The sequence below is a fragment of the Brevibacterium sp. 2SA genome, assembly GCF_005502845.1.
In the GTDB taxonomy this organism is placed as follows: Bacteria; Actinomycetota; Actinomycetes; order Actinomycetales; family Brevibacteriaceae; genus Brevibacterium.
The window spans coordinates 17,688-42,890 of the sequence record NZ_SCMW01000024.1 but is presented as its reverse complement, the minus strand read 5'-3'; the positions used below and the strand labels follow the sequence as shown (position 1 = coordinate 42,890).

The following is a 25,203-nucleotide window of genomic DNA, read 5'->3' as shown; positions in this document are numbered from 1 at the left end:
ACTGATCCCATGGTTGAGTCAACGGCGGTCCGACTTCTCGAGGATTTCTCGCTCGAGATGACCGGCAAGGATGTCGACGCACTCCGGGAGGCCGCCCCTGCCATCCCCGCCGGGACGAGGATCAACGTCACCTACCTCGGCAATGAGGATCTTCCGATGCGCGTGGCCGCTGCACAGGCGGTGCGCGAGCTCGGATTCACCCCGGTTCCCCACATCTCGGCCCGCCGTATCGCCTCCGAACAGAGTCTGCGGGAGTTCCTCGCCGCACTCCGGGATGCCGGAGCCAGCCAGCACGTCTTCGTCGTCGGCGGAGACCCGGCCGTTCCCGAAGGGCCCTACCCCGATTCGCTGACGATCATCCGCTCCGGGATCCTCCAGGACTACGGAGTGCGCGAGGTGAGCATCGCCGGCTACCCCGAAGGGCACCCCGACATCGAGGAGGCGACGCTGTGGGAGCACCTGTCGGCGAAGACCGCAGCGCTGTCCGACCAAGACCTCGGACAGGTCGTGCTCAGCCAGTTCGCCTTCGACGCCGACCGGGTGACGGCCTGGATCGCACAGGTGCGGGCCGCCGGCATCGACGCCGAGATCCGCGTGGGTGCGCCCGGGCCGGCCGGGGTCAAGCGGCTCATGGGCTACGCCCGGCGCTTCGGGGTCGGGGCGAGTGCGGGGATCGTGCGGAAGTACGGGTTCTCCCTGACCAACCTCGTCGGCACCGCCGGGCCGGATCGGCTGATCACCGATCTTGCCGCCGATCTCGCCGGCGCCGGTGAGGCCGCGGCGGTGAAGGCGCACTTCTACACCTTCGGCGGTCTGGCCGCGACGGCCGAATGGGTCCGCGACTTCGTCAAGGAGGCGTAGACCGTGAACCAGCTCGCTGAGAGCCGACGCGATCTCGCGACGCTCATCGTCACCTGCCCCGACCAACCGGGGCTCGTCTCCCTCATCACCGCCCTCATCGCGCGCAACAAGGGCAACATCATCTCCCTCGACCAGTACACGACCGATCCGCGCGGCGGCGACTTCTTCCAGCGCGTCGTCTTCCACCGTGAGGGTCTCAGTGCGGCGCTGCCGGAGATCGAAACCGACCTCGCCGCGACCCTCGGGCCCCACGAGATCGACTACCGCCTCGTCGAGGGCAGTGCCCTCAAGCGCATGGCGGTCCTCGCGTCGAAGAGTGACCACTGCCTCCTCGACCTCCTCTGGCGGCATCAGCGCGGAGAGCTGCCGGTGACGATCCCCCTCGTCATCTCCAACCATTCCGACCTCGCCGAGGAGGTGCGCCGTTTCGGGATTCCGTTCTTCCACGTCCCCTCCCAGGGGGAGGACAAGTCGGAGGCCGAAGCGCGGATCCTCGAGCTCCTCGACGGCAACGTCGACTTCGTCGTCCTCGCCCGGTATATGCAGATCCTCTCGGAGTCGTTCATCGACGACGCCGAGGTGCCGATCATCAACATCCACCATTCGTTCCTGCCGGCCTTCATCGGTGCCGCGCCGTACCGCAAAGCCAAGGAGAGAGGAGTCAAACTCATCGGTGCGACCGCCCACTACGTGACGAAGGACCTCGACGAGGGGCCGATCATCGAACAGGACGTCACCCGCGTCGACCACACGATGACGGCCGCTGACATGCAGATGCGCGGCGCCAACGTCGAACGCGCCGTGCTCTCACGGGCCGTGCGCCTCCATGCCGAGGATCGCGTCATCCGGCACGGCAACCAGACGATCGTCTTCACCTGACCCGTCCTCCCGGCACCCCCTGCCACCGCCGGTTCTGTTCCATTTAGAGCCATCCCCACCCCCAGAGAACTCCCACGCAAGAGAGACAAGAACAGAGAGGTTTGACACCATGTCCGACAACCTGCAGCAGATCCTCGATACGACCAACCCCGTCGACCTTCTGCGCAACTCCCAGATCGGCTCCTACATCTACCCCGTGGTCCCCGCGGACTTCACGAACTGGATCAAGGAGCAGAAGGCATGGCGTGACACCGCTGTGCTCTACGACCAGTCCCACCACATGGACAACGTGTTCCTCAAGGGCTCCGATGCGATCAAGCTCATCTCCGACACCGCGATCAACTCGGTGGCGAACTTCGCGGTGAACAAGGCCAAGCAGTACGTGCCGACGACGGCCTCCGGTCACGTCATCGGCGACGGCATCCTCTTCCGCGAGGCCGACGAGGAGTACGTCTACGTCGGTCGGGCGCCCGCCTCGAACTGGCTGCTCTTCCACGCCGAGACCGGTGACTACCCCAACCTCGACATCCAGGTCGACCGCCGCTCGCCGTCGCGTCCCTACGGTCACGCGGTCTCGCGGCAGTACTACCGCTTCCAGATCCAGGGACCCAACGCCTGGTCGGTCATCGAGAAGCTCAACGGCGGCCCGCTGGAGAAGCTCGGCTTCTTCAACATGTCGACGATGACGATCGCGGGCAAGGAGGTGCGGACGCTGCGCCACGGCATGGCCGGGGCGCCCGGTCTCGAGATCTGGGGGCCGTATGAGGACCACGATGTCATCCGTGACGCCATCGTCGAGGCGGGGGCCGAGTTCGGTCTGCTGCCCGTCGGATCGCGCGCCTACCCGTCGAACACCCTGGAATCCGGGTGGATCCCCTCCCCGCTGCCGGCGATCTACACCGGGGAGGCCGAGCGGCCGTTCCGCGAATGGCTCGGCGCCGACAGCTACGAGGCCACCGGCACCCTGGCCGGGTCGTTCGTCTCCGACAACATCGAGGACTACTACCTCACCCCGTGGGAACTCGGCTACGGCTCGTTCGTGAAGTTCGACCACGACTTCATCGGTCGCGACGCGCTGGAGACGATGGACCCTGCCGCTCAGCGGCGGAAGGTCACGCTCGCGTGGGACGCCGAGGACCTCGGCAGGGTGTGGACCTCGCTGCTCGACGTCGACGGACCGAACTACAAGTTCTTCGACCTGCCGCTGGCGAACTACGGGTCGGCGAACTACGACTCGGTCGTCGATGCCGACGGCAACGTCGTCGGGTTCTCGATGTTCACCGGCTACTCGGCGAACGAGCGTCGCGGTCTGTCGCTGGCCACCGTCGATCCCGACGTCCCTGAGGGCGCGGAGCTCTCGGTCGTCTGGGGTGAACCGGACGGCGGCACGAACAAGGCCTCGGTCGAACCGCACGAGCAGACCCAGGTCAAGGCCGTCGTCAGCCCGGTGCCGTACTCGACTGTGGCCCGCCAGACCTACCGCGGGGGATGGCGCACGGGTCAGAACTCCTGACCGCTATAGTCTGGAAGGGCTCGGGCACACAGCCCGGGCCCTTCCGTCGTTGTCGAGTGGTCAGAGTCGAATCCTAGGAGCACGCCATGAGTCTGCGGAACGCGATCCTCGCGCTCCTCCGCATCGGTCCGATGTCGGGCTACGACCTGCAGAAGCAGTTCTCCCAGTCCGTCGGGCACGTCTGGCATGCTCCGGATTCCCAGATCTACCCGGAGCTGCGCAAAATGACCGACCAGGGTCTCCTCACCGCCGAAGAGCAGGCCCGGGGAGCGTCGGGAATGCGGAAGGTCTATCACGTCACCGAGGCGGGGGAGCGGGAGTTCCTCGAGTGGATGAATGCCCCGCTGAAGTACCAGCGCACGCGCGATGCCGCGCATCTGCGGGCGGCGTACCTCGAGGCCGCCGACCCCGAGGCGATCGAGGAGTTCCTCAACGGTCATATCCGCCATTGGCAGGTCGAGCTGGAGACCGTTGAGGAGGAGATCTGCAAGATCGACACCCTCACCTCGCCGATGCTCAATCGTCGTCTCGAGGTCACTGAGGAGGGGGACCGGGAGGCGACCATCGCCTTCAAGCGCTACTCGTACGAGGGTCTGGCTGCGCGTGCTCGCGGCGAGATCCGGTGGGCCCGGGAGGGCCTGGCGCTCATCCGCCAGCTCGGCATCGCCGACGGCGTCGAGGCGCAGAGTCCGTGAGATGCCACGAGAGAGTGCTGCTCATCGTGCAACAGTGTGCGGGGAAGCCATGCCGGTGAGGAAATGCGCGGTGGGCCCCGTGGGGATCGAACCCACGACCCGCGGATTAAAAGTCCGCTGCTCTACCAACTGAGCTAGAGGCCCGGCCTCCGTCGGATCGGCATGGGTGTGCACCCACAGCGACGATCGGAGACTCCCCAATACTAGGGCCAGCGCACGCGTTTCCTCAAACGCGAACGGGTGCCCCGCGAGGTCCGCGAGGCACCCGTTGCATTCATCCGGCCATCCCCGAGTCCGCGGGCGGACTCAAGCGCCGGTGACGCAGGTCAGCGTCCGATCTGCTTCGATGATCCGTCTCCGCTCGACGACCCTGCCGAGTTGGCCGAATCCGCGTCGTACTTCGACGCGTCGACGCCGACACCGCTGCCGTCGTCGACGACCTCTCCGTCGACGTCCTTGTCCTTCTTCCGGCCCATCGACGTCAGGGCCTTGATCGTCCCGAGCAGCTTGTTGTCCTTCTTCTGGTCGACGAACTGCGGATCGGTCTCCAGCGGGAACACCGTCGGGGCAGCGCCGAAGGCCGTCTTCGACTCGTTCGCGACCTTCCGCGCCATCTGCGCGTTGACAACGCCGCCGATGACCGCGCCGATGCCGAAGGGCAGGAGGCGTCCGAAGAACGACCCACCCGCCCGCGCGGCGAACTTCTGGATGAAGGTCTTGCGCAGCTTCCGCAGCAGCATGTCGACGACGGGCGCCGGCAGCTGCTTCGTCACCGTCGCACCCCAGTCGCCGAGGAGGGCCTCAGGTCCCACGGACTTCTTCCCGAACCGCTGAACGAGGTTCTTCCCGTCCTTGCCGAGCATGAGGCCGAGGACGAGGGCGTTCGCCCGCGCCGGGTCATTGACCGGCAGGCCGTGGATCTCCGCGATCGACTGCGCGAAGAGCGCCGTCAGCTCGAGGAAGCCCGCGGTCTCCGCCGTCGCGAAGCCGACCGCGGCCATCGTGCCGATGCCGGGCACCGCCGCCGTCGCACCGACGGCAGCGCCGCCGGTCGTCGTCAGCGCGAGGTAGTGCTTGCGAATGATCTCGACGAGCTCCTCGGGAGTGGCATCCGGGTTCCGCCGGCGCAGCGACCGCACGTAGGCCAGGGCCACCGGACGCTGCACGGAGAGCAGCTTCGAGAGCACCGACTGCGTGCGCGGATTGATGGTTCCGTCCTCGTTGACCGCGAGTTTGGCCGCTCTGTCGAGGCCCTTCTGAACCATTGATGACTTCGCCACGGGAGTTCCTCCTCGTTCACTGTCGATACAAGTCGTCTTCACAAGATGTCTGATGAGACCGCCTGCTGCGGTGTCAGACCCGGATTCATTTTAGTAGGGGACACTGTGATTTTCGTAGGAGATTCGCCCGGAGATTCATGGGCGGTTCTTCTCGGAACTGTTGTCCACGACACATCCTATGTATACGATTCGGAGAAAAGCTATACGTTCCACCGCGTGCCGGCACCAGCACCTCCGGCAGCTCCCAAGGTCAGACCCAGCAGTGACCCGGCAGTGTCTCAACCATCAGCCATCACAGTGTCGTGAGGATCCCAACGGCGGGATTCGTCTGAGGAGAACACATGAAGAAGCGCCTCGCCACCGCGATCACGGCCGCAGCCGCCGTGCTCGCCCTCTCCGGCTGCGCCATGTTCCAACCCGTCGACTTCGACCGGGCCGCGACCGACGCCGTCGACCCGAACGCGATCACCCTGCGCTTCGGCAACGTCTACGAAGCCACCCACCCGGTCAACTCCTGCGGCCTCGAGCCGATGAAGGAGGAACTCGCCGACCAGGGCTTCAACGTCCTCATCTACCCCGCCGCCCAGATCGGCAGCGAAGCGGAGATGGTCGAGCAGGTCGCCACGGGCGCCCTCGACTTCGTCAACAGCGGGCCCTCGTTCCTCGGCGCGTGGCACCCGGAGGCCGCCGTCCTCGACGGCGCGTTTCTCGCCGAGGATGCCGCTGAGCTCCAAGCCGCGACGACGGGACCGATCATGACCGACGTCTTCGACGACATGGCCGCCGAGACCGACCTGCGGGTCGTCAGCAACTTCTACTACGGCGCCCGCCAGGTCACGGCGAACACCCCGGTGCGCACGCCTGAGGACCTCAACGGTCTGAAGATCCGCACCCCCGACGCCCCGCTCTACCTCACGACGCTCGACATCATGGGCGCGACAGCGACCCCGATGGCGCTCAGCGAGGTCTACCTCGGCCTCCAGCAGAACACGATCGACGCGCAGGAGAACCCGATCCCGACGATCGCCTCGGCGAAGTTCTACGAGGTCCAGGACTACATCAGCATCACCGAGCACATCGTCCAAGGCGTCTACCTCGTCGGCAACCAGCGCCTCCTCGACAGCATGGAGCCGGAGAAGCGGCGGACCCTCACCGAGGCGATCGACGCCGCCCGCGTCCGCGTCGAGGAGTGCACGGTCACTCAGGAGCGGGAGATCCTCGCCGAGTGGAAGGAGACCGGGGAGATCGAGGTCGTCGAGGACGTCGACATCCAAGCCTTCCGCGACCTCGTCGCCGCCGAGCTGCCGACCCGGGTGAGCTGGGGCGACACCTACCTCGCGGTGAAGAAGTCCCTCGAGGACGCGCGCACAGCGGCGGGAGAGGAGAACTGATGAACCCGACGACCCCGAACCCCGACCCCAATTCCAAGACTCCCGACCCGAACCCGCAGACCCCTGACCCGACCGGCCCAAACGACCCCGGCCTCCAGTCTCCCGGCACCGACAACATCGCCGACGCCGAGGCGACCCAGGCCTTCGAGCAGGACTCCTTCGAACGCCGCAGCGGCCTCTACCGAGCGGCGATCACGCTCGAGCGCACGATCGGCATCCTCCTCATGGTCGGCGTCTTCGTCCTCGTCATGCTCCAGGTCATCACCCGCTACGTCTTCGATTCGCCGCTGTCGTGGACCGAGGAGGTCGCCCGCCTCACCCTCGTGTGGCTGACCTTCATCGCCGCCGCCTTCGTCTCCTCCCGGCGCTCCCACATCACCGTCGATCTCATCGCCACTGTCGTCCCCGCCGCCGTCGGCCGGGTGATCGGCACCTTCGCCCGCCTCGTCGTCCTCGCCGTGTCCGCGTTCATGGCGGTCTCCGGGATCATGATGGTCGACATCGTGGCAGCGATCGCGATGCCCGCCTCGGGGCTGCCCACCGCGCTGCTCTACCTCGCCGCGACCATCGGCTTCATCCTCATCTTCATCCACACGGTCATCGAGATCATCATGGTCGCGAGGTTCCCCGAGGAGAACCCCGACACCGTCGACTCCACCGCCCAGCTGGAAGGCCTGTGACATGACCCTCATCCTCATGCTCGCCGCCCTCCTCCTGCTCCTCGCCCTGCGCGTGCCCGTCGGCATCGCCCTCCTCGTGCCCTCGCTCGTCTACATCGTCACCGACCCCTCCTCGAGTCCGGCTCTCGCCGTCCAACAGGCGACCTCCGGGGTCTTCGACTTCGCCATCCTCGCCGTGCCGATGTTCATCCTGCTCGGCAACCTCGCGAACATCTCCGGGGCCACCGACCGCCTCTACGACGCCGCCGTCGCCGCGATCGGCCACGTCCGCGGGTCGCTCGGCTACGTCAACATCCTCACGAGCTTCGGCTTCTCCTGGGTCTCCGGTGCCGCGATCTCCGACGCCGCCGCGATGGGCCGCATCCAGGTGCCGGCGATGATCCGCCGCGGCTACCCCGTCGGCTTCTCCCTCGGCGTCACCGGCGCCTCCTCCCTCATCGCCCCGATGATGCCGCCGTCGATCCCGGCGATCATCTACGCCGTCACCGCCGGGGTGTCCGTCGGCGCGCTCTTCATGGCCGGCATCGTCCCCGCCGTCCTCCTCGTCCTCACGCTCAGCGCCATGGTCTGGGTCCTCACCCGCAAGCGCGACGACCTCCGCCTGCCCAAGGCTTCCCGCGCCGAACGTGTGAAGTCCGGCCTGCGCGCCCTGCCGCCGGTCGGTGCCGCCGTCGTCATCCTCGGCGGCATCCTCTCCGGCATCTTCACCCCCACCGAGGCGAGTGCCGTGGGCGTGGCCTACATCGGCATCCTCGCGATCGTCTACGGCAACTTCACGTGGGAGAAGGTCCGCCACGCCCTCGTCACCGCCGTCGAGACGACCGGCGGCATCCTCATCATCGTCGCCGGCGCCGCCCTCTTCGGCTGGGTCCTCGCCCGCGAACAGGCACCCCAGCTCGCCGCCGAGGTGCTCCTGTCGATCACCGACCGCCCGATCGTCTTCCTCATCCTCGTCAACCTCCTGCTCCTCCTCATCGGCTGCGTCCTCGAACCCACCTCGGCGATCCTCATCCTCGTCCCGGTCCTCCTCCCCGTCGCCGAGGTGTTCGGGCTCAGCCCCGTCCACTTCGGCATCATGATCATCTTCAACCTCCTCATCGGCCTGCTCACCCCACCGGTCGGCCTCGTCCTCTTCGTCCTGTCCTCGGTGACGAAGTACCCGGTGACAACGGTGATCAGGGGAACGATGCCGTTCTTCATCCCGATGCTCATCACCCTCATCCTCATCTCCGTCGTCCCGTTCCTCAGCCTGTGGCTGCCGAGCCTCCTCGGCTACGCCGTCTGACCGTCCACCCCACCAGAGAGGTTCCCTTCCCGTGTCACTTCCCATCGCCGCCTCCGCTCGCCGAGGAGGTCATCCGTCGTGAGTCTCCGCGACCTCCTTCCCGCCGAGGCGACCGGCACGTTCCTCGGTCGCCTGGCCGTCCCGTCCCGGCCCGCTCCCGTTCCCGTCCTCGTCACCGGCGACGAGGTCCGTGACGCCTCACGCGTCGACGTCACGGTCGCCGGGATCCTCGACCATCCGGAGGCGATCGACCGGCTGACCGCGCTGACCTCGCATCCGCCCGCCTGGTCGATCGATGACATCGTCACCCCCGCCGAGGCGGTCGCCGGGGCCGCTGACCGCCCCGTCCTCCTCGCCCCGATCGATCTCCAAGTCATCAAGGCCTGCGGGGTGACGTTCGCCGGTTCGATGATCGAACGCCTCATCGAGGAGCGCTGCGACGGTGACCCGAACCGCGCCGAGGCGGTGCGGACCGAACTCGCCGCGGCCGTCACCGCCGACCTCGCAGCGATCCGCCCCGGTTCGGCCGAGGCCGCCCGGCTGAAGGCCGCGCTCGTCGCGAAGGGCTGGTGGTCGCAGTACCTCGAGGTCGGTCTCGGCCCTGACCCCGAGGTGTTCACCAAAGGCCCCGTGCTCTCGGCCGTCGGCTCCGGCGACACCGTCGGGATCCCCGCCTTCTCCGCGTGGTCGAACCCCGAACCCGAACTCGTCCTCGTCGCCGACTCCCACGGCCGGGTCCACGGGGTGACGATGGGCAACGACGTCAACCTCCGCGACGTCGAGGGCCGCAGCTCCCTGCTGCTCGGCATGGCCAAGGACAACAACCGTTCGACCGCGCTCGGCCCGCTCATCCGCCTCTTCGATGCGACCTTCGACCTCGATGACTCCCGCGGCCTCGACCTCACTCTCACCGTCACCGGCGACGACGGATACACACTGTCGGGCATCAACTCCGTGAGCGCGCTCAGCCGATCGTTCGAGGAGCTCCTCGCCGCCGCCCACGGACCCCACCACCAGTACCCCGACGGGTTCGTCCTCTACACCGGCACCCTCTTCGCCCCGACCGCGGACCGTGAGGAGGAGGGGCTGGGATTCACCCACCGCCTCGGCGATGTCGTGACGATCACCGGCGATCGCCTGGGCACGCTGACGAACGTCGTCGGACGGTGCGAGGACCTTCCCACCTGGGACTACGGCATTCGCTCCCTCCTTCGTGACCTCACCTCAGGACAGCGATAGTGTCGGTGTTGACAGGAGTGGGGGCGGATGTCGCCAGTGCGTCGGGGAAGGATGTCGAGATGACCGGACGGGACACGGCCGCGGAATCCACCGTCTACGCGAGGATCAGGTCGATGATCCTCGACGGCACCGTGCCGCCCGGTGAGCGGATCACGATCGACCGCATGGCCCGTGAGCTCGGGGTGTCCCAGACGCCGGTGCGCGAGGCGATGCAGCGCCTCGAAGGCGACCGGCTCGTGCGCACCCGGCACCCGCGCGGCTACGCGACGACCCCGCTGCTCAGCCGCCGCGACCTCGAGATGATGATCGAGATGCGGCTGCTCCTCGAACCGTGGGCCGCGAAGGTCGTCGCCGCGGACCGGGGATCGAATCCGGGGCGCGCCCTGTGCGAGGAGATCAATGCCTTCCGCGACGGTCTCGGTGCCTCCGACGGGAAGGGTGCCTCCGACGGGAAGGGTGCCTCCGACGGGAAGGGTGCCTCCGACTGGAAGCAGGAGCTCTCGCAGCACGACACGCGCTTCCACACCCGCATCCTCGAAGCGACCGGCAACAGCTTCCTCCTCGACGCGTATCGGCAGATGCACCCGCACCTCCACCTCTTCCGTCTCTTCCCCGGCGACCCGCACGGCACCGACACCGTGTCCGAACATGCCGAGATCGCCCAGGCCATCGCCGACTGCGACCCGCAGGCGGCGGAGGCGGCGATGCGCACCCACATCCTCCGTGCGCTCGAGAGGTTCTCCGCGAGCACCGCGGACGCGGCTCCCGGGCAGGAGCCCGCAGACGGCGCCTCGGGACGGGAACCCGCAGCCGCGCGCTCCCACGTCCTGGGGGCCGGAGCCTGCGAACCGGACGGCGGCTCATGAGATTCCGAGTCGACTCCCTCACCGGCTTCGCCGCCTCCGCCCTGACCGCCTGCGGGGTGCCTGGCGCCGACGCCGCCCTGACCGCCCGCTCGCTCGTCCAGGCCGATCAGCGCGGCATCCACTCCCACGGGCTGCTGCGCCTCCCGCTCTACGTCAGCGCGCTCACCGCCGGAGGCATCGCAGCACAGCCCCAGGTCGCCTTCGTGCGGGACAACGGCGCCTCCGCCGTCCTCAACGGCGGCAGCGGCCTCGGCCAGGTCGTCATGCAGACCGCCGTCGACTGGACCGTTCAACGGGCCCCGGAGTACGGGGTGAGCTGCGTGGCCGTGGAGAACTCGAGCCACTACGGGGCCGGCGCGTTCTGGACCGACCAGCTGGCCGCACGGGGCATTGTCAGTCTCCTCACCTCGACGACCGGCCCCACCGTGGCCGTCCACGGCGGAAGCGCGAAGGTCATCGGAACGAACCCGCTCACCCTGGCCGCCCCGACCGCCGAGGGCGAGCCGCTCACCGTCGACATGGCCACCTCGGCGGGAGCCTTCGGCAAGGTCATCGCCGCCCGCAATGCCGGACGCGACCTCCCCGCCGGCTGGGCCGTCGACGCCGAAGGACGCCCGACGACGGACCCGGCCGCGGCCGCCGAGGGGGCGCTCGTGCCCTTCGGCGGCCACAAGGGGTCGGGACTCGCGGTGCTGCTCGAGGCGCTGAGCGCATCGCTGACCGCCGCGACGTTCGCCCACGAGACGCAGGACATCTGGGACAACCCCGCCTCGGCGATGAACAACGGACACCTCCTCATCGCGATCGACCCCGCGGCGTTCAACGGCCGCGACACCGCCGAGGCGAAGGTGAGCGCCCTCGCCGCCGCCATCCGTGGCTCCGGCGCCGGCGTGCGCCTGCCCGGCGAGATCGAACACGAGACCGAGGCTGCCCATGCCGAGAGCCTCGACCTCGACGACTCCACTGCCGAGGCGCTCACCGCCCTCGCCGACCGGCTCGGCCTCACGCGACCGCAGTGACGCCTCTACCCGTGCCCAGCCTCGGCGACTAGACTGCACGCACGATGAATGAACGCCCGTACCACCGCCCCGTGCCCCTCGCCGATCTCGACGCCGTGAGCGACCCGAGCGATCCGGTCACCCGCTCGGAGACCTCGCATGCCACCGCCGCGCTGCTGCTCGGCGACTGCCGCGGTAACCGCGACGAAGCCGCGACGCGGCGGTTCATCGACCTCGCCGACGACATCGGTCTCGAAGTCATCGCCGAGATGTGGTCCGCGGCCCCCGCGGTCTCGGCCCCCGGGGCGCTGTGGCGCCTCTACGCCCTCCGGGAGTGGATCGTCACCGCACCCCGCGAGGTCGCCGACCTCTTCGACCTCGGCCTGCGCCGCACCACCGAGGGCATCGGCCTCACAGAGATCCTCGCCGGAGTCGAGGTGCCCGCCGGACCCGACGAGGTGGCGCGCGCGATCGACGAGATCCTCGCCGGCGCCTTCCGCGGCGACGTCGTCATCGCCCTTCTGCGGGCGGGCGCCTTCGTCGGCATCTGCGCGGCCGGTGCGAACGACCCGGACACCCGCACCCGCCTGCAGCAGCTGTCGAAGGACCTCGGCGACGCGGGCATGGCCCGCCGTCACGGCGGACTCGAGTGACGCCCGAGGTCACGGGCGCGCGGGACTGAGGGGCCGCCTCGGCGGGGGAGTTCTGGTACCTGCTCCGAATGACGATGCTCAGCCCCGAGATCAGCCGTTGGGGACTGTGAGATTTTTCAACGTCGTCCGAGCGTTCGCGGGGTAGACGCACGGCGAGGAAGCGGTATCGTGGGAAGCGGCCCTCGGGCCATCCGGACGTTGGATCGTTGAAGCCCCGGGCTCCAACCTCAGCCGCTTCGAGCGGCCTATCGCCGAGAGGCGCTCTCGGTTCAGCGTCCGGGTCATAACTTCACCACAGAGCATTGGCGCGACATGCACACCGTCCGGCGGCGGGGCAGGAGGAATCGCATGCGGCTGCGACGGGTACCGCAGGACACTGTGTTCTACGAGCGGATGGCCGATCTCGTCGGACAGATGCGACAGTGCAATCTCGTCCTCGCCGAACTCTCCGGCTCCGACGTCGGGCAGCGCCGTGAAGTCGCCGACCAGCTCCGGGAGATCGGCGATCGGGCCGATGAGGACATGGGTGCGGTGCTGCGGGCGCTGCGCGAGAACTACATCACCCCGTTCGACCGCTACGATCTCTACCTCCTGTGCCACCACATGCGCGAGATCTGCCACCTCCTCCACGGGGCCGGATTCGTCCTCGCCTCCGAAGCCTTCGACACACTGCCCTCGGGGGTGCTCGAGACCCTGGCCGTCCTGTCGAACCAGACCGACCACACCTCGCGGATGGTGTCGAAGCTGCCGGGCAAACTCGACCAGTGGGACTACGTCGACGCGATCAACCGGCTCACACACCAGGTCGAGACCCTCCAGTGGCGGATGTCCGACGCCGTGCCGAACTCGAAGCGCGGACTCACCTACATGGCCGCGGTGTCCCAGCTCGGGCAGGCGTTCGTCCGCGCCGCCCACGGCTTCACCGAACTCGGCAAGGTCGTCGCCTCGATCGCGATCAAGGAGTCCTGATCCGTGGAGCTGCTCTTGGCGGGAGTCATCGTCGCCGCGGTGATCTTCGCCGGGTCCAACGGGTTCCATGATGCGGCGCTGACGATCGGCAACGCCGTCGTCGGACGCGCGCTCAGCCCGAAATGGGCACTCGGGCTCGCGGTCGTCTTCAACTTCATCGGCGCCCTCCTCGGTGAGGGAATCGCCATCGTCGTCGCCAACCAGATCGTCCAGTTCGCCGGTGCCGCCGACGCCATCCTCCTGTGCATCCTCATCGCCTTCGTCTCCGCGACGGCCTGGAGTCTCTTCACCTACTGGCTCGCCCTGCCGGTGTCCTCGACGCACTGCCTCATCGGCGGTCTGCTCGGCGCCGGCATCGTCTTGGGGTTCGCCCTCGACATGCGCGAGGCCTTCGACTCCGTCGTGCTCCCGCTGCTTCTCTCACCGATCCTCGGCTTCCTCCTCGCGTGGGCGCTCACCCTGCTGCTGTCGAAGATCTTCGCCTCGACCCCGTCGAAGCCGCTCTTCCGCAGCGCCCGGATGGTCGACTCGGTGCTCACCTGCTCGCTCTCGCTCGTCCACGGCGTGCAGGACGCACAGAAGACGGCGGCCCTCGTCATGGTCGCCATCGTCGCCGTCCAGACCGCACCGGGGGAGAGGGTCGACGTCATCGACATCTCGTGGCCGGTGCGCATCATCATCGCGCTCGCGCTGGCGCTCGGCACGGGACTGAGCGGCTGGCGGGTCGTGCGCACGCTCTCGGTGCGGATGGCGAAGCTCGATCCGGTCAAGTCCGTCGCCGCCGACGGTGCCGCCGCCGTGCTCATGTACATTGCAGCCCTCATCATGCGGGTGCCGGTGTCGCTCACCTTCGTGCTCGGCTCGGCGATCCTCGGCACGCAGTACGCGGGTCGGAAAGGGCATCCGCGCGCCCGCTACTTCGTCCCGATGTTCGGGGTGTGGCTGCTGACGATCCCCGCCGCGGCGCTGCTCGCGATCGTCATCGGGCTCATCGTCAGGGTCTCCGTCGGCACGTGACCGGGCGGCGGCGTGCGGCTGACGGACGGCGGCGTGCGGCTGACGCCGCAGCGAATCCCCGTACCCAGCGGCGTGCCCGCAATGAGCGCGGTGCCCTGACGCCCGCAACGAGCGGCCTACCCGCGATCAGCGGCGTGCCCGCAACGAGCGGCGTGCCCTGACGCTCGCAACCCGCGGTGTGCCCGCAACGAGCGGCGTGTCCGCAACGAGCGGCTGACGGAGCTCCGTCAGCCGCACTGTTGGGGATGGACTGCCGGAGCCCCGCTCGCCTCGTCAGCTGAGACGCAGCGGCTGAGACTCAGGAGCTGAGACGCAGCCACTTCGACTCAGGAGCTGAGGCGGTCAGGCCGGCATGGGGAAGTCGAGGGGAAGTCGTACCGACAGCGCCACTGCCGATCCACCCGTCGACAGCGACACTGCCGGAATCAGTGGGGTGTCGCGGTCCTCCGCCCGAGGACGAACACGGAGACGGCCACCGTCGCCCCGACGACGGCTGCGGCACCGAGAACGCCGCCGACGAGCTCGACGAGGATCCGAGTCGGGCGGTTGAGTCCAGGAGCCGCGGTCATGGTGTTCCCTCCGGTGGCGGTGCGATGGTGTCAGGGGTTCGGAGCCCCCGCCGATCCGGATGGGCCGACTTGGGAGGAAAACCTGTCGGACGCCGACTTGGATGCCTCGTTGGACGCACTCGATCGTCGTCTGGGCGTCCCGAGAGATGCCGTGCCGGACGCCTAGAGGCGACGTCAGATCCGACGTCAGGTCCGACGTCCGGGCCTCTCCGAGGTGGATCCCGTTCGATTCTGCGCGCGAAATCGAGCGGGATCCACCTCGGGAACGTCGCTGCGTCGTCAGCCCGCCTCTGCCTCGGCGCCGCCCGCGGACCTCACCCCACCCCGGCGACGCCGGCGCCGAGACCGCCACTTGTCGCCGAGACCGACGGTTCTGGCTGGCAGTCTCAGTGACAAGTGGCGGTCTCAGTGACAAGTGGCGGTCTCGGCGGAGGGGAGCGGCTCAGTCCACTGTCGAGGAAGCCGCCCGGGTCCCACGGCCGCAGGGCAGATGCGAAGAGCCGGACCGGGCACAATGCCCGATCCGGCTCTCTCACTCAGCGGTGCGTCAGCGACGCCACCGCCACTGACGAGTGCGTCACCGACACCGCCACTGACGAGTGCGTCACCGACACCGCCACCGACGAGTGCGTCACCGACACCGCCACCGACGAATGCGTCACCGACACCGCCACCGACGAATGCGTCACCGACACCGCCACCGACGAATGCGTCACCGACGCCACCGCCAGCGGTGTGGGATCATCCGAAGCGACCGGAGATGTAGTTCTCGGTCTCCTCCTTGTCCGGGTTGGAGAAGATCGTCGAGGTCTCGTTGAACTCGATGAGCTTGCCCGGCTTGCCGGTGCCGGCGATGTTGAAGAACGCCGTCTTGTCCGACACGCGAGCGGCCTGCTGCATGTTGTGGGTGACGATGACGACCGTGTACTTGTCCTTGAGGTCGTTGATGAGGTCCTCGATCGCCAGCGTCGAGATCGGGTCGAGGGCCGAGCAGGGCTCGTCCATGAGGAGAACCTCGGGCTCGACGGCGATCGCGCGGGCGATGCACAAACGCTGCTGCTGTCCGCCGGAGAGTCCCGAACCGGGCAGGTTGAGACGGTCCTTGACCTCGTTCCACAGGTTCGCGCCCTTGAGCGCGCGCTCGGTGAGGTCGTCGGCGTCGGTCTTCGACATGCGCTTGTTGTTCAGGCGCACCCCGGCGAGCACGTTCTCCTTGATGCTCATCGTCGGGAACGGGTTGGCCCGCTGGAAGACCATGCCGACTTCACGGCGGACGTTGACCGGGTCGACGCCGGCGCCGTAGATGTTGTTGCCGTCCATGAGGACCTCGCCCTTGACGCTGGCGCCGGGGATGACCTCGTGCATGCGGTTGAGCGTGCGCAGCACGGTCGACTTGCCGCAGCCGGAGGGGCCGATGAACGCGGTCACCGACCGCGGCTTGATGTGCATGGAGACATCGTCGACGGCCTGGAAGTCGCCGTAGTAGATGTCGAGATCCTTGATGTCGATCTGCTTGGACATGTGGTGTCACCTCTCTGGAGACGTGTGAAGCGTGAAGCGTGTGGTGCGGGGATCCGCGCCGAGGCGGTCGGCGCCTGGCATCGCCCGCCGGGGCTGCGTGTCGGTCAGTTCATCGGCCGGCCTTGGGGGCGAGGACCTTGGCGATGAAGCGGGCCAGCAGGTTGAGGAGCATGACGAGGATGACGAGGACGAGGGCCGCGGCCCATGCGCGCTCGGAGCTCGCCAGCGCCGCATCACCCGGAGACACCGGCCGCAGCTGCGAATCGTAGATGTAGGTCGGCAGCGTCGACATCCAGCCGGAGAAGAGGTTCCAGTTGAGCGTCTTCGCGAATCCGGCGGTGACCATGATCGGGGCGGTCTCGCCGATGACGCGGGCGATCGCGATCGTCACACCGGAGAGGATGCCGGAGACCGAGGTCGGGAGGACGACCTTGACGATCGTCTTCCACTTCGGCACACCGAGGGCGTACGACGCCTCACGGAGGTCCATCGGCACCAGGCGGAGGATCTCCTCGGTGTTGCGCACGACGATCGGGATCATCAGAACCGACAGCGCCACCGAGGCGGTGAAGCCCGTCTTCGCGCTGCCTGTCGCATCCGGCATGACGAATCCGAGGATCGTCGAGAAGAGCGCGAAGGCGAAGAGACCGGCGACGATCGACGGGATGCCCGTCATGACGTCGACGAGGAAGGTGATGGCCTTGCCGAGGCGGTTCTTGCCCGCGTACTCGACGAGGTAGATCGCGGTGAGCACGCCGATCGGGATGGAGATCACGCAGGCGGCGAACGTGATGAGCACGGTGCCGACGATCGCGTGGTAGAAGCCGCCGGCCAGGGAGGCCTCACCGGCGACGTACTGCTGGTCGAGCACGCCCTTCATGCCGAGCATCGTGCGGGTGAGCAGATCGAAGTTGATCGCCGCTCCGCCCTTCGACACGGTCAGCCACAGCAGCGACACGAGGGGCACGCACGCGAGGACGAAGGTCGAGGTGACGATCGTCGTGGCGACGCGGTCGACGGCTTTGCGCCGGCCTTCGTAGGCGCCGGAGATGATGAGCACTGCGGCGAGGTTGATGACGCCGGCGATGATCGCGGCGATGGCGACGGAGAAGCCGCCGGTCGCCACGACGGTGATGCCGATGCCGACGATGATCGAGGCCACCGCGATGATCCAGGGGGTCGCCTTGGGCAGCTGCTTCGAGGTCAGCGTACGGGTCTTGGTTGTCGCATTGTCCGAGGTCGTCAACATCATCAACTGCCCTTCACGGAAGTCTTGGCAACGATTGCGCGAGCCGCCATGTTCACCAGCAGGGTGATGACGAAGAGGACGAGGCCGATCGAGATGAGCTCGGACAGGCGCAGTCCTGCGGCCTCAGGGAAGTTCTGCGCGATCTCCGAGGCGATGGTCTGGTTGCCGCTGACGAGCAGCGACGCGGTGAGCAGGCCGGGGGAGAGGATCATCGCCACGGCCATGGTCTCGCCGAGGGCGCGGCCGAGTCCGAGCATCGTCGCCGAGGCGATGCCCGACTTGCCGAACGGCAGCACGGCCATGCGGATCATCTCCCAGCGGGTCGCGCCGAGCGCGAGGGCCGCCTCCTCCTGCAGGCGCGGGGTCTGGAGGAAGATCTCCCGGGTCAGGGAGGTGATGATCGGCAGGATCATGATCGAGAGGACGAGCGAGGCGGTGAGCAGCGTGCGTCCCGTGCTCGAGATCGCCCCGTCGGCGTCGGGGGCGAAGATCGGAATCCACCCGAACCACGTCGCCAGCCACTGGTAGAAGCCGGTGAGGTTCCCGGCGAGCGTCAGCCCCCAGAGGCCGTAGACGACCGAGGGGATGGCGGCGAGCAGGTCGATGACGTAGCCGAGGGCCGGGGCGAGCCGACGCGGGGCCATGTGCGTCGTGAAGAGCGCGATGCCGAGCGCGAACGGGGTCGCGACGACCAGAGCGATGGCCGAGGACACGAGCGTGCCGATGACGAGCGGCCACACGTAGGCGAAGAAGCCGTTGCCGCCGGTGATCGCGCTCGGATCGGTGAGCTGGGCCTCGATCGTCTCACTCGACTGGGCGAGGAGGAAGAGGGCGACGCCGGCCAGGGTGAGAAGGATGAGGATGCCGGCGGCGAGCGTCGCGCCGGAGAAGATGCGGTCGCCGGGCCGGACAACGGCCTTGGGCGCCTTGGCCGGGGCTGCCTGGGCGCTCGGCTGAGGCGCGCCGGCCGGGTCTGCCTCAGTGGTCTGTGTGCTGGTCGGCACAGCTGCTCCTCGTGTCGCAGGTGGGGATCCGCAGCGGATCGTGGGCACCGAAGAGCGGCGTAGCGGGAGCTACGCCGCTCTTCGACTGTACAGAATGGCAGGTCAAAGCGTCAGTTTCAGCCGGAGACCTGGATGGTGTCGAGGACGGTGTTGATCTGGTCGCGGAGGTCGCTCGAGAGCGGAGCCGAACCGGCCGACTCGGCAGCCGAGGCCTGTCCCTCTTCCGAGACGACGTACTTCTCCCACGCCTTGACCATGTCGACGGTGTTCTGGTCCGAGTAGGACGAGCACACGATGTGGTAGGAGACGAGGACGATCGGGTAGGCGCCCGACTCGGTGGTGTCGCGAGCGAGGTCGAAGGCGAGGTCGCCTTCGCCGCGGCCGGCGACCTTCTCCGAGGCGTCGAGGACCTTCGAGGCGGCTTCCGGGGAGAGCTCGACGAATTCCTCGCCGACCTTGACCTTCGCCGAGGTGAGCGAACCGACGGCCGAGGCGTCGGCGTAGCCGATCGCACCGTTGGTGTCGGTCACGGTCTGGACGACGCCGTCGGTGCCCTGGGCGGCTTCGCCGCCGTACGCGCCGGGCCAGTTGCCGTCGGGATCCTGATCCCAGACGTCACCGGCGGTCGCCTTGAGGTACTCGGTGAAGTTCTCCGTCGTGCCCGAGTCGTCGGCGCGGTGCACAGCGGTGATGTTGAGGTCGGGCAGGTTCGCATCCGGGTTGTCGGCGGCGATGGCCGGATCGTTCCAGTTCGTGATGTCGCCCTTGAAGATGCCGGCGATCGTGGCGGGCGAGAGGTTGAGCGAGTCGACGCCCTCGACGTTGAACGCCACGGCGATCGGGGAGATGTAGACGGGGAACTCGAAGGCTCCGTCGGGTCCGCAGACTTCCTGCGCCTGGGCGGCCTCTTCGTCGTCGAGGTAGGCGTCGGAACCGGCGAACTGAGCGTTGCCGGCGAGGAACTGCTCACGGCCGGCACCCGAGCCGTCGGGCGAGTAGTTGACCGTGACACCGGAGTTCTGGGAGGTGAAGTCGGCGGTCCACGCGTCCATCGCCGCCTTCTGCGAGGAGGCGCCGATGCCGGTGAGGGTGCCCTGCAGGTCGCTTTCGCCGCCGCCGCTGGCGGATTCGCCGGTGGCAGAGGTTCCGCCACACGCCGAGAGGGTGAGAGCGCCGACTGCGAGGAATGCAGCGGAGGGGGCAAGATGCTTCAGCTTCACGAGTTGCCTTTCTGATTGAGCACACGTTTTCGAGCGATCCCGAACGTTCACCGACAACGCTAAGGATGATGTGTAAAGCGAGGGGAGTGGCTCAGTGAATGGAAGGTGAATGGGAGCTGAAGCATTGGAGCCGTGCTGAGTGCTCCATCACATGAGGGCGGGGATTCGTGAAAGACTCGTTGCCGAGTCCGCTGTGCCCACGCAGTGAGCGTGCCGTTGCCGGTGCTGTTGCGGTCGCAGTGCCCGCGAGTGCACCCGGCATACCGTTCACGCGTCGATGGGCCGGAAGCGCTCGACGTCGACGATGCGCGGCACCGTGCCGGGCCGGACGTAGGCGACGAGGATCTCCCCGGGTTTGAGGTAGGGGTCGTCGGTCGGCAGGGTCTGGGCGATGCGCTTGGGGGAGTGCCGGGCGAAGACCTCGAGGATCGTCGGCAGCACGGGTCGATGCGTGCAGAACGCCGTCGGTCGGCCCTTCTCGAGCAGCTTCTCGATGTAGCGCGCCGTCTTCTCCGGGTTCGCCGCGGTCGCCTTCTCGCTCAGTGTCGCGACCTTCTTGATCGACTTGCCGGTGGCCGCGGAGAACGGGGCGAGGGTCGCCACACACCGCTTCCACGGACTCGAGACGAGCTTCTTGACCTCCCACGCCGAGAGCAGGCCGGTCAGCGCCATCGCCTGCCTGGTGCCGAGGGCGAGCAGGGGGCGGACGTGCTCGGTCTCATACCACTTCGCTCGCGGGAACGCCTTGCCGTGGCGGACGAGGATGAGCGGCCACGCCCGCAGCGCATCCGTCTCGTCGTACTTCTCGAGGGCGTCGAGCTGATCGCGGTCGGCATACGAGGTCAGCTTCGTGCGCGCCTGCGCGATCGGCAGCCACACGGCCTCATCGACCTCCCGGCGGTTGAGCGGCGCGAACGTCGCCTCCCCCTTGACCTGAGCCGACCAGTAGAAGACCTTCTTGAGGTTGCGCCCGCCGACCATGTATTCGGCCGTCGGCAGCGGGACCCCGAGCTGGATCTCGAAGCCCGTCTCCTCCCTGACCTCGCGGATCGCGGCCTCCGGCAGCGTCTCCCCGGGTTCGACCTTGCCCTTGGGCCACGACCAGTCGTTGTAGCGGGGCCGGTGGATGAGGGCGACCTCGATGCCCTCGGCGCCGTTGCGCCAGCACACCGCGCCGGCGGCGAGGATGTCGGCGGTGACCCGCGATGATGCCTGCGCGGAATCGACCGTCGAAGGGCTCACGCGTCCTCTCCGATCAGACGGCGCTTGCGGTGTCGGCGGATGAGCTCCGTCTGGTAGTCGGTGAGCTCCGCACCGTCGGGAGCCTGCGTCGACCGCGTCCACACGCCGTCCCCGGCGAGTTCGAACGCCGAGGTGGTCGGGGCGAACGCGAGGTCGAAGAGTTCGATGATCTCCGCCTTGTGATTCGGGGCGACGAGTTCGATGAGCGTCTCGACGCGCCGGTCGAGGTTGCGGTGCATCATGTCCGCCGAGCCGATGTAGACGATCGGGTCGCCGCCGTTGCCGAAGACGAACGCCCGCGAATGCTCGAGGAACCGGCCGAGAACGGAGCGGACGGTGATGTTCTCACTCAGTCCCGGGATACCCGGGCGCAGAGCGCAGATCCCGCGGACGAAGACCTCGACCTTCACCCCGGCCCGCGAGGCCCGGTAGAGGGCGTCGATGATCGCCTCGTCGACGATCGAGTTCACCTTGATCCGCACACAGCCCTCACCGCCGGACTCCGCGATCCCGATCTCGGATTCGATGAGCTCGATGAGGCCGGCCCGGACGCGCGTGGGGGCGACGAGGAGACGGGAGTACTCGGCCCGCGGGGCGTAGCCGGAGAGCTGGTTGAACAGCTTCGTGAGGTCGTCGGCGACAGCCTTGTCCTTCGTCAGCAGGCCGAAGTCCTCGTAGAGGCGCGCGGTCTTCGGATGGTAGTTGCCGGTCCCGACGTGGCAGTAGCGGGCCAGCCCCTCGGCCTCCTGCCGGACGACGAGGGAGAGCTTCGCGTGGGTCTTGAGCCCGACGATGCCGTAGACGACGTGGACGCCGGCGCGTTCGAGCTTGCGGGCCCACGTGATGTTGGCCTCCTCGTCGAACCGGGCCTTGATCTCGACGACGGCGAGGACCTGGATGCCCGACTGGGCGGCGTCGACGAGGGCGTCGATGATCGGCGAGTCCCCGGAGGTGCGGTAGAGCGTCTGCTTGATCGCGAGCACGTTCTTGTCTGCCGCCGCCTGCTCGAGGAACGCCTGGACGCTCGTGGAGAACGAGTCGTAGGGGTGGTGTAGGAGGATGTCCCGGCTCGACACGGCGGCGAACACGTCGACCTGGTCGCTCGATTCGCGCAGCGAGAGGTCCTTGTTCATCTGCGGGACCATCTTCGGGAAGTGGAGGTCGTCGCGCGGGACATCGGCGATGTCGGCCATCCCGGAGAGGTCGAGCGGGGTGGGCAGCTGGTAGATCTCGGACTCGTCGATGCCGAGTTCGTCCTTGAGCATCTCCCGCACCCGGGGGTGGATGTCCTCGGTGATCTCGACGCGCACCGCCGGACCGAAGCGACGGCGCAGCAGCTCCTTCTCGAGGGCCTTGAGGAGGTTCTCCGCGTCGTCCTCCTCGACCTCGAGGTCCTCGTTGCGAGTGACGCGGAACGTCGAGTGGTGGATGACCTCCATGCCCTCGAACAGGGCGTCGAGGTGGGCGGCGATGATGTCCTCGAGCGCGACGAAGCGGGCGGGGACGTCGCGTCCGGCGGGTCGGTCGGTCGCCTCGGCGACATTGAAGAACCGGGGCAGACGCGGGGGCACCTTGACCCGGGCGAAGAGCTCCTTGCCGGAGTCCGGGTAGCGCAGCAGCACGCCGAGGTTGAGCGAGAGCCCGGAGATGTAGGGGAACGGGTGCGCGGGATCGACGGCGAGCGGGGTGAGGACGGGGTAGACGTGCCCGGCGAAGAACTCGTCGACGCGGGCGCGCTCGGACTCGGTGAGCTCGTCCATCGAGACCTTCGTGATCGCCTCGGCGTCGAGGAGCGGGCCGATCTCGTTCTTCAGCAGCTCCGCGTGCCGGGTCATGAGCTCATGCGCCCGGATGTTGATCGCGTGCATGACCTGCTGGGGCATGCGTCCGGTGACCGTGGGCACGGCGAGGCCGGTGTTGATGCGGCGCTTGAGCCCGGCGACGCGGACCATGAAGAACTCGTCGAGGTTCGTCGCGAAGATCGAGAGGAAGCGCACGCGTTCGAGCAGCGGCACCTCGGGGTCGGAGGCGAGGTCGAGGACGCGTTCGTTGAAGGCGAGCCAGCTCAGCTCCCGGTCGAGGAAGCGGTCTTCGGGGGAGGGCAGGTCGAGGTCCTGCCCGGCGGCGATGACGTCATACATCCAACTGCTCCTGGGTGCTCTGAGCCGGTGTGGCCGGCGCATACGACACATGCGCCACCGCGACGTGGAATCCCAGCCGCTCGTACAAGCCTAGCGCCGGGGCGTTGTCCGATTCGACGTAGAGCTCGATCGCGGTCGCCCCGGCTGCGACCATCCGCCGCATGCCCTCGACCGTGAGCGCCCGGCCGACCCCCTTGGCATGGACGCCGGGGTCGACTCCGACGACGTAGACCTCGCCGAGGCGGTCGCCCGAGTCCGTGTCCGTGAGCTTCGTCTCATGGAAGCCGATGACGGTGTCGGTGCCGTCGACGCTGCGGGAGGCGATGACCACGGTTGCGGGATCGAAGCCGGCGGCGCCGACGATGGTCTCGATGTCGTCGAGCGTCTGGTGGCCCTGCTCGGGGTGCCAGTCGAAGGCGGCGTTGTTGACCCGCAGCCACCCGGCTTCATCGCCCGGGGCGAACGAGCGGATCGTCACGCCGTCGGGCGGTGCGGCCGTCGGAAGGTCGTCGAGCGTGAGGTCGGGGTCGGTGCGCATCTGATAGAGCACCCGGTCGCGGCTGAGGCCGTGCCGGGCGGCGAGATGCCGGGCGGCCGGGTCGTCGCCGTGCGACCAGCACCAGGCGCTCGGCTCCTCGGCGAAGATCGCGGTGAGCAGGGCCTCACCGTAGCCGCGCCCGCGGTGGTCGGGGTCGATGAGGAACTCCGCGGCGTGCCTCTCCCCCTGCCGGGCCCGGATGCCGAAGCCGATGAGCGGGGCGGCTGGGTCGCCGTCGGCGGTCGACGCTGGGTCGCCGTCGGCGGCGGCCGGGTCGGCGTAGACGCGCCACACGCTCGAGGCGGTCTGGGCATCGTGGGCGGTGTCCTCACCGGTGGCGATCGCGAGCAGACCGCCGGAGATCTCCGCCGCCCCGTCGTGGGCGGTGACGCGATCGAGGAAGGCCAGCTCCGCCTCGGCGACGGTGTCGATCGGGGTGCCGGTGACGGCTCCGCTCGCGACGATTCTCATGCACTCATCTCCGTGTCTCTGGTCGGGGTCTCTGCGGCTGCGGGTTCGGCGTCCTCGGTCTCGTCCTCCTCGGCGCCGGCGTCGGGGCTGAAGCGGTAGCCGACGTTGCGGACGGTGTGGATCGCGTTCTCGAGGTCCTTGCCGAGCTTCGCCCGCAGCCGGCGAACGTGGACGTCGACGGTGCGGGTGCCCCCGTAGTAGTCGTCGCCCCAAACGCCGAGGAGGATCTCGTCGCGGGTGAATACGCGCTCGGGGTGCATCGCGAAGAACTTGAGCAGGGAGAACTCCCGGTAGGTGAGGTCGAGCGCGCGGCCGCCGAGGTCGGCGGTGAACGAAGTCTCGTCGATGCGCAGCGCGCCGCTGACGACGACCATCGGCTCACCGTTCTCGTTCCAGCCGCTCGCCGCCCCCGACCCGTTCGCCCCGGGACCGCCGGTGCCGAGCTCGGCCCCCGCGCGGATCGCGCCCGGCAAGCCCGCGGTGCCGGTGCGGTCACGGGCCAGCCGCAGCCGGGCCTCCACCTCGGCGGGGCCGGCCGTGGAGAGGAGGATGTCGGTGACGGCCCACCGCGCCGATGCCGTGGCCAGCCCGCCTTCGCTGAGGACGACGATGATCGGCAGGCGCAGGCCCGCGGTTTCGAGCGCTGCGGCGATCCGTGGGGCGAGGGAGAGGTCGAGGCACGCGTCGACGAGGGCGACCTCGGCGTCGGTCGTCGTCGCAGCCAGCATGTCGAGGCCGATGCGCTCGACGTGATGGCCGAGGTATTCGAGGGACTGCGGAACGAGTGGCGTCGCCGGGTCGAGGGCGGGGCAGATGTGCAGGATCCTCATGCTCTGCCTGCCCCCTGTGGTCTTCCGTGTTCGGCTTGAGGGAGAGTATATCGAGCGTGCTCAGCCGGGTGCGAGGCGTCCCGTCATTCGGC

24 protein-coding genes and 1 tRNA gene are annotated in these 25,203 nt (G+C 68.2%); 13 read left to right on the top strand and 12 right to left on the bottom strand.

What is annotated here, in order from left to right:
• Positions 1 to 9 precede the first annotated feature (9 nt).
• From FFS20_RS10215 to FFS20_RS10200, 4 genes are all read left to right on the top strand, one after another.
• Positions 10 to 861 carry a methylenetetrahydrofolate reductase gene (locus tag FFS20_RS10215; protein ID WP_137825741.1) on the top strand — a complete coding sequence of 284 codons (852 nt, stop codon included), beginning with the start codon at positions 10 to 12 and terminating at the stop codon, positions 859 to 861.
• A gap of 3 nt (positions 862 to 864) precedes the next feature.
• Entirely contained in the window at positions 865 to 1,740 is an 876-nt protein-coding gene (purU, locus tag FFS20_RS10210; protein ID WP_137825740.1) for a formyltetrahydrofolate deformylase, read from the top strand.
• Positions 1,741 to 1,849: 109 nt separating this feature from the next.
• Positions 1,850 to 3,253: an aminomethyltransferase family protein gene (locus tag FFS20_RS10205; protein ID WP_137825739.1), complete on the top strand. Its 1,404-nt coding sequence runs from the start codon at positions 1,850 to 1,852 to the stop codon at positions 3,251 to 3,253.
• A gap of 86 nt (positions 3,254 to 3,339) precedes the next feature.
• The gene (locus FFS20_RS10200) at positions 3,340 to 3,948 is read left to right on the top strand and encodes a PadR family transcriptional regulator (RefSeq protein ID WP_137825738.1); all 609 of its coding nucleotides are present in this window, start codon (positions 3,340 to 3,342) and stop codon (positions 3,946 to 3,948) included.
• Between the two features lie 71 nt (positions 3,949 to 4,019).
• Here FFS20_RS10200 and FFS20_RS10195 read toward each other — a convergent pair.
• Together FFS20_RS10195 and FFS20_RS10190 are read right to left on the bottom strand one after the other, a co-directional pair.
• Positions 4,020 to 4,092 (bottom strand) — tRNA-Lys (locus tag FFS20_RS10195).
• A 182-nt stretch (positions 4,093 to 4,274) separates the two neighbouring features.
• Complete coding sequence (locus tag FFS20_RS10190; protein ID WP_137825737.1) at positions 4,275 to 5,228, bottom strand: hypothetical protein; 954 nt, start codon at positions 5,226 to 5,228, stop codon at positions 4,275 to 4,277.
• A gap of 341 nt (positions 5,229 to 5,569) precedes the next feature.
• Between FFS20_RS10190 and FFS20_RS10185 the strand changes: the two genes are divergently transcribed.
• The 9 genes from FFS20_RS10185 (at position 5,570) to FFS20_RS10145 (ending at position 14,326) form a co-directional block, all read left to right on the top strand.
• Complete coding sequence (locus FFS20_RS10185) at positions 5,570 to 6,619, top strand: DctP family TRAP transporter solute-binding subunit (protein WP_137825736.1); 1,050 nt, start codon at positions 5,570 to 5,572, stop codon at positions 6,617 to 6,619.
• A complete protein-coding gene (locus FFS20_RS10180; RefSeq protein ID WP_137825735.1) occupies positions 6,619 to 7,299 on the top strand; it encodes a TRAP transporter small permease in 681 nt (226 codons plus the stop codon). The genes FFS20_RS10185 and FFS20_RS10180 overlap by 1 nt, the downstream gene beginning before the upstream one ends.
• A 1-nt stretch (position 7,300) precedes the next feature.
• Positions 7,301 to 8,584 (top strand): TRAP transporter large permease, encoded by a 1,284-nt coding sequence (locus FFS20_RS10175; RefSeq protein ID WP_137825734.1) that lies wholly within the window; start codon positions 7,301 to 7,303, stop codon positions 8,582 to 8,584.
• Between the two features lie 78 nt (positions 8,585 to 8,662).
• Positions 8,663 to 9,823, top strand: coding sequence for a fumarylacetoacetate hydrolase family protein (locus FFS20_RS10170; protein ID WP_137825733.1), 1,161 nt, complete (start codon positions 8,663 to 8,665; stop codon positions 9,821 to 9,823).
• 59 nt (positions 9,824 to 9,882) lie between these two features.
• A complete protein-coding gene (locus FFS20_RS10165) occupies positions 9,883 to 10,689 on the top strand; it encodes a GntR family transcriptional regulator (protein ID WP_137825732.1) in 807 nt (268 codons plus the stop codon).
• A complete protein-coding gene (locus FFS20_RS10160) occupies positions 10,686 to 11,708 on the top strand; it encodes an Ldh family oxidoreductase (protein WP_137825731.1) in 1,023 nt (340 codons plus the stop codon). The genes FFS20_RS10165 and FFS20_RS10160 overlap by 4 nt, the downstream gene beginning before the upstream one ends.
• A gap of 44 nt (positions 11,709 to 11,752) precedes the next feature.
• The gene (locus FFS20_RS10155) at positions 11,753 to 12,340 is read left to right on the top strand and encodes a hypothetical protein (protein ID WP_232623704.1); all 588 of its coding nucleotides are present in this window, start codon (positions 11,753 to 11,755) and stop codon (positions 12,338 to 12,340) included.
• Between the two features lie 348 nt (positions 12,341 to 12,688).
• Complete coding sequence (locus FFS20_RS10150; protein WP_137825730.1) at positions 12,689 to 13,309, top strand: DUF47 family protein; 621 nt, start codon at positions 12,689 to 12,691, stop codon at positions 13,307 to 13,309.
• Positions 13,310 to 13,312: 3 nt separating this feature from the next.
• Positions 13,313 to 14,326, top strand: a complete 1,014-nt coding sequence (locus FFS20_RS10145; RefSeq protein ID WP_137825729.1) for an inorganic phosphate transporter — start codon at positions 13,313 to 13,315, stop codon at positions 14,324 to 14,326.
• Positions 14,327 to 14,751: 425 nt separating this feature from the next.
• Here the strand turns inward: FFS20_RS10145 and FFS20_RS17945 are convergent, their stop codons facing one another.
• The 10 genes from FFS20_RS17945 to FFS20_RS10100 form a co-directional block, all read right to left on the bottom strand.
• Positions 14,752 to 14,895, bottom strand: coding sequence for a hypothetical protein (locus tag FFS20_RS17945; protein ID WP_171007052.1), 144 nt, complete (start codon positions 14,893 to 14,895; stop codon positions 14,752 to 14,754).
• Between the two features lie 536 nt (positions 14,896 to 15,431).
• Entirely contained in the window at positions 15,432 to 15,620 is a 189-nt protein-coding gene (locus FFS20_RS17940) for a hypothetical protein (RefSeq protein ID WP_171007051.1), read from the bottom strand.
• A 16-nt stretch (positions 15,621 to 15,636) separates the two neighbouring features.
• Positions 15,637 to 16,416 (bottom strand): phosphate ABC transporter ATP-binding protein PstB, encoded by a 780-nt coding sequence (gene pstB, locus FFS20_RS10135; RefSeq protein WP_137825728.1) that lies wholly within the window; start codon positions 16,414 to 16,416, stop codon positions 15,637 to 15,639.
• Positions 16,417 to 16,525: 109 nt separating this feature from the next.
• Positions 16,526 to 17,668, bottom strand: coding sequence for a phosphate ABC transporter permease PstA (gene pstA, locus FFS20_RS10130; protein ID WP_137825727.1), 1,143 nt, complete (start codon positions 17,666 to 17,668; stop codon positions 16,526 to 16,528).
• On the bottom strand, positions 17,668 to 18,558 hold the full coding sequence (gene pstC, locus FFS20_RS10125; RefSeq protein WP_137825749.1) for a phosphate ABC transporter permease subunit PstC: 891 nt from the start codon (positions 18,556 to 18,558) through the stop codon (positions 17,668 to 17,670). Before pstC ends, pstA begins: the two co-directional genes overlap by 1 nt.
• Positions 18,559 to 18,785: 227 nt before the next feature.
• Positions 18,786 to 19,889 (bottom strand): phosphate ABC transporter substrate-binding protein PstS, encoded by a 1,104-nt coding sequence (gene pstS / locus FFS20_RS10120; protein ID WP_137825726.1) that lies wholly within the window; start codon positions 19,887 to 19,889, stop codon positions 18,786 to 18,788.
• A gap of 267 nt (positions 19,890 to 20,156) precedes the next feature.
• A complete protein-coding gene (locus FFS20_RS10115) occupies positions 20,157 to 21,131 on the bottom strand; it encodes an NUDIX hydrolase (protein WP_137825725.1) in 975 nt (324 codons plus the stop codon).
• A complete protein-coding gene (locus FFS20_RS10110) occupies positions 21,128 to 23,272 on the bottom strand; it encodes an RNA degradosome polyphosphate kinase (RefSeq protein WP_137825724.1) in 2,145 nt (714 codons plus the stop codon). The genes FFS20_RS10115 and FFS20_RS10110 overlap by 4 nt, the downstream gene beginning before the upstream one ends.
• On the bottom strand, positions 23,265 to 24,281 hold the full coding sequence (gene mshD / locus FFS20_RS10105; RefSeq protein WP_137825723.1) for a mycothiol synthase: 1,017 nt from the start codon (positions 24,279 to 24,281) through the stop codon (positions 23,265 to 23,267). The genes FFS20_RS10110 and mshD overlap by 8 nt, the downstream gene beginning before the upstream one ends.
• Positions 24,278 to 25,111, bottom strand: coding sequence for a response regulator transcription factor (locus FFS20_RS10100; RefSeq protein WP_137825722.1), 834 nt, complete (start codon positions 25,109 to 25,111; stop codon positions 24,278 to 24,280). Before FFS20_RS10100 ends, mshD begins: the two co-directional genes overlap by 4 nt.
• Positions 25,112 to 25,203 lie beyond the last annotated feature (92 nt).

Excerpts from the sequence above, each read along its gene's own strand:
- FFS20_RS10215 (WP_137825741.1), top strand. The coding sequence starts at position 10 with ATGGTTGAGTCAACGGCGGTCCGACTTCTCGAGGATTTCTCGCTCGAG.
- FFS20_RS10205 (WP_137825739.1), top strand. The coding sequence starts at position 1,850 with ATGTCCGACAACCTGCAGCAGATCCTCGATACGACCAACCCCGTCGAC.
- FFS20_RS10200 (WP_137825738.1), top strand. The coding sequence starts at position 3,340 with ATGAGTCTGCGGAACGCGATCCTCGCGCTCCTCCGCATCGGTCCGATG.
- FFS20_RS10185 (WP_137825736.1), top strand. The coding sequence starts at position 5,570 with ATGAAGAAGCGCCTCGCCACCGCGATCACGGCCGCAGCCGCCGTGCTC.
- FFS20_RS10180 (WP_137825735.1), top strand. The coding sequence starts at position 6,619 with ATGAACCCGACGACCCCGAACCCCGACCCCAATTCCAAGACTCCCGAC.
- FFS20_RS10175 (WP_137825734.1), top strand. The coding sequence starts at position 7,301 with ATGACCCTCATCCTCATGCTCGCCGCCCTCCTCCTGCTCCTCGCCCTG.
- FFS20_RS10165 (WP_137825732.1), top strand. The coding sequence starts at position 9,883 with ATGACCGGACGGGACACGGCCGCGGAATCCACCGTCTACGCGAGGATC.
- FFS20_RS10160 (WP_137825731.1), top strand. The coding sequence starts at position 10,686 with ATGAGATTCCGAGTCGACTCCCTCACCGGCTTCGCCGCCTCCGCCCTG.
- FFS20_RS10155 (WP_232623704.1), top strand. The coding sequence starts at position 11,753 with ATGAATGAACGCCCGTACCACCGCCCCGTGCCCCTCGCCGATCTCGAC.
- FFS20_RS10150 (WP_137825730.1), top strand. The coding sequence starts at position 12,689 with ATGCGGCTGCGACGGGTACCGCAGGACACTGTGTTCTACGAGCGGATG.
- FFS20_RS17945 (WP_171007052.1), bottom strand. The coding sequence starts at position 14,895 with ATGACCGCGGCTCCTGGACTCAACCGCCCGACTCGGATCCTCGTCGAG.
- pstB (WP_137825728.1), bottom strand. The coding sequence starts at position 16,416 with ATGTCCAAGCAGATCGACATCAAGGATCTCGACATCTACTACGGCGAC.
- pstA (WP_137825727.1), bottom strand. The coding sequence starts at position 17,668 with ATGATGTTGACGACCTCGGACAATGCGACAACCAAGACCCGTACGCTG.
- FFS20_RS10110 (WP_137825724.1), bottom strand. The coding sequence starts at position 23,272 with ATGTATGACGTCATCGCCGCCGGGCAGGACCTCGACCTGCCCTCCCCC.
- mshD (WP_137825723.1), bottom strand. The coding sequence starts at position 24,281 with ATGAGAATCGTCGCGAGCGGAGCCGTCACCGGCACCCCGATCGACACC.
- FFS20_RS10100 (WP_137825722.1), bottom strand. The coding sequence starts at position 25,111 with ATGAGGATCCTGCACATCTGCCCCGCCCTCGACCCGGCGACGCCACTC.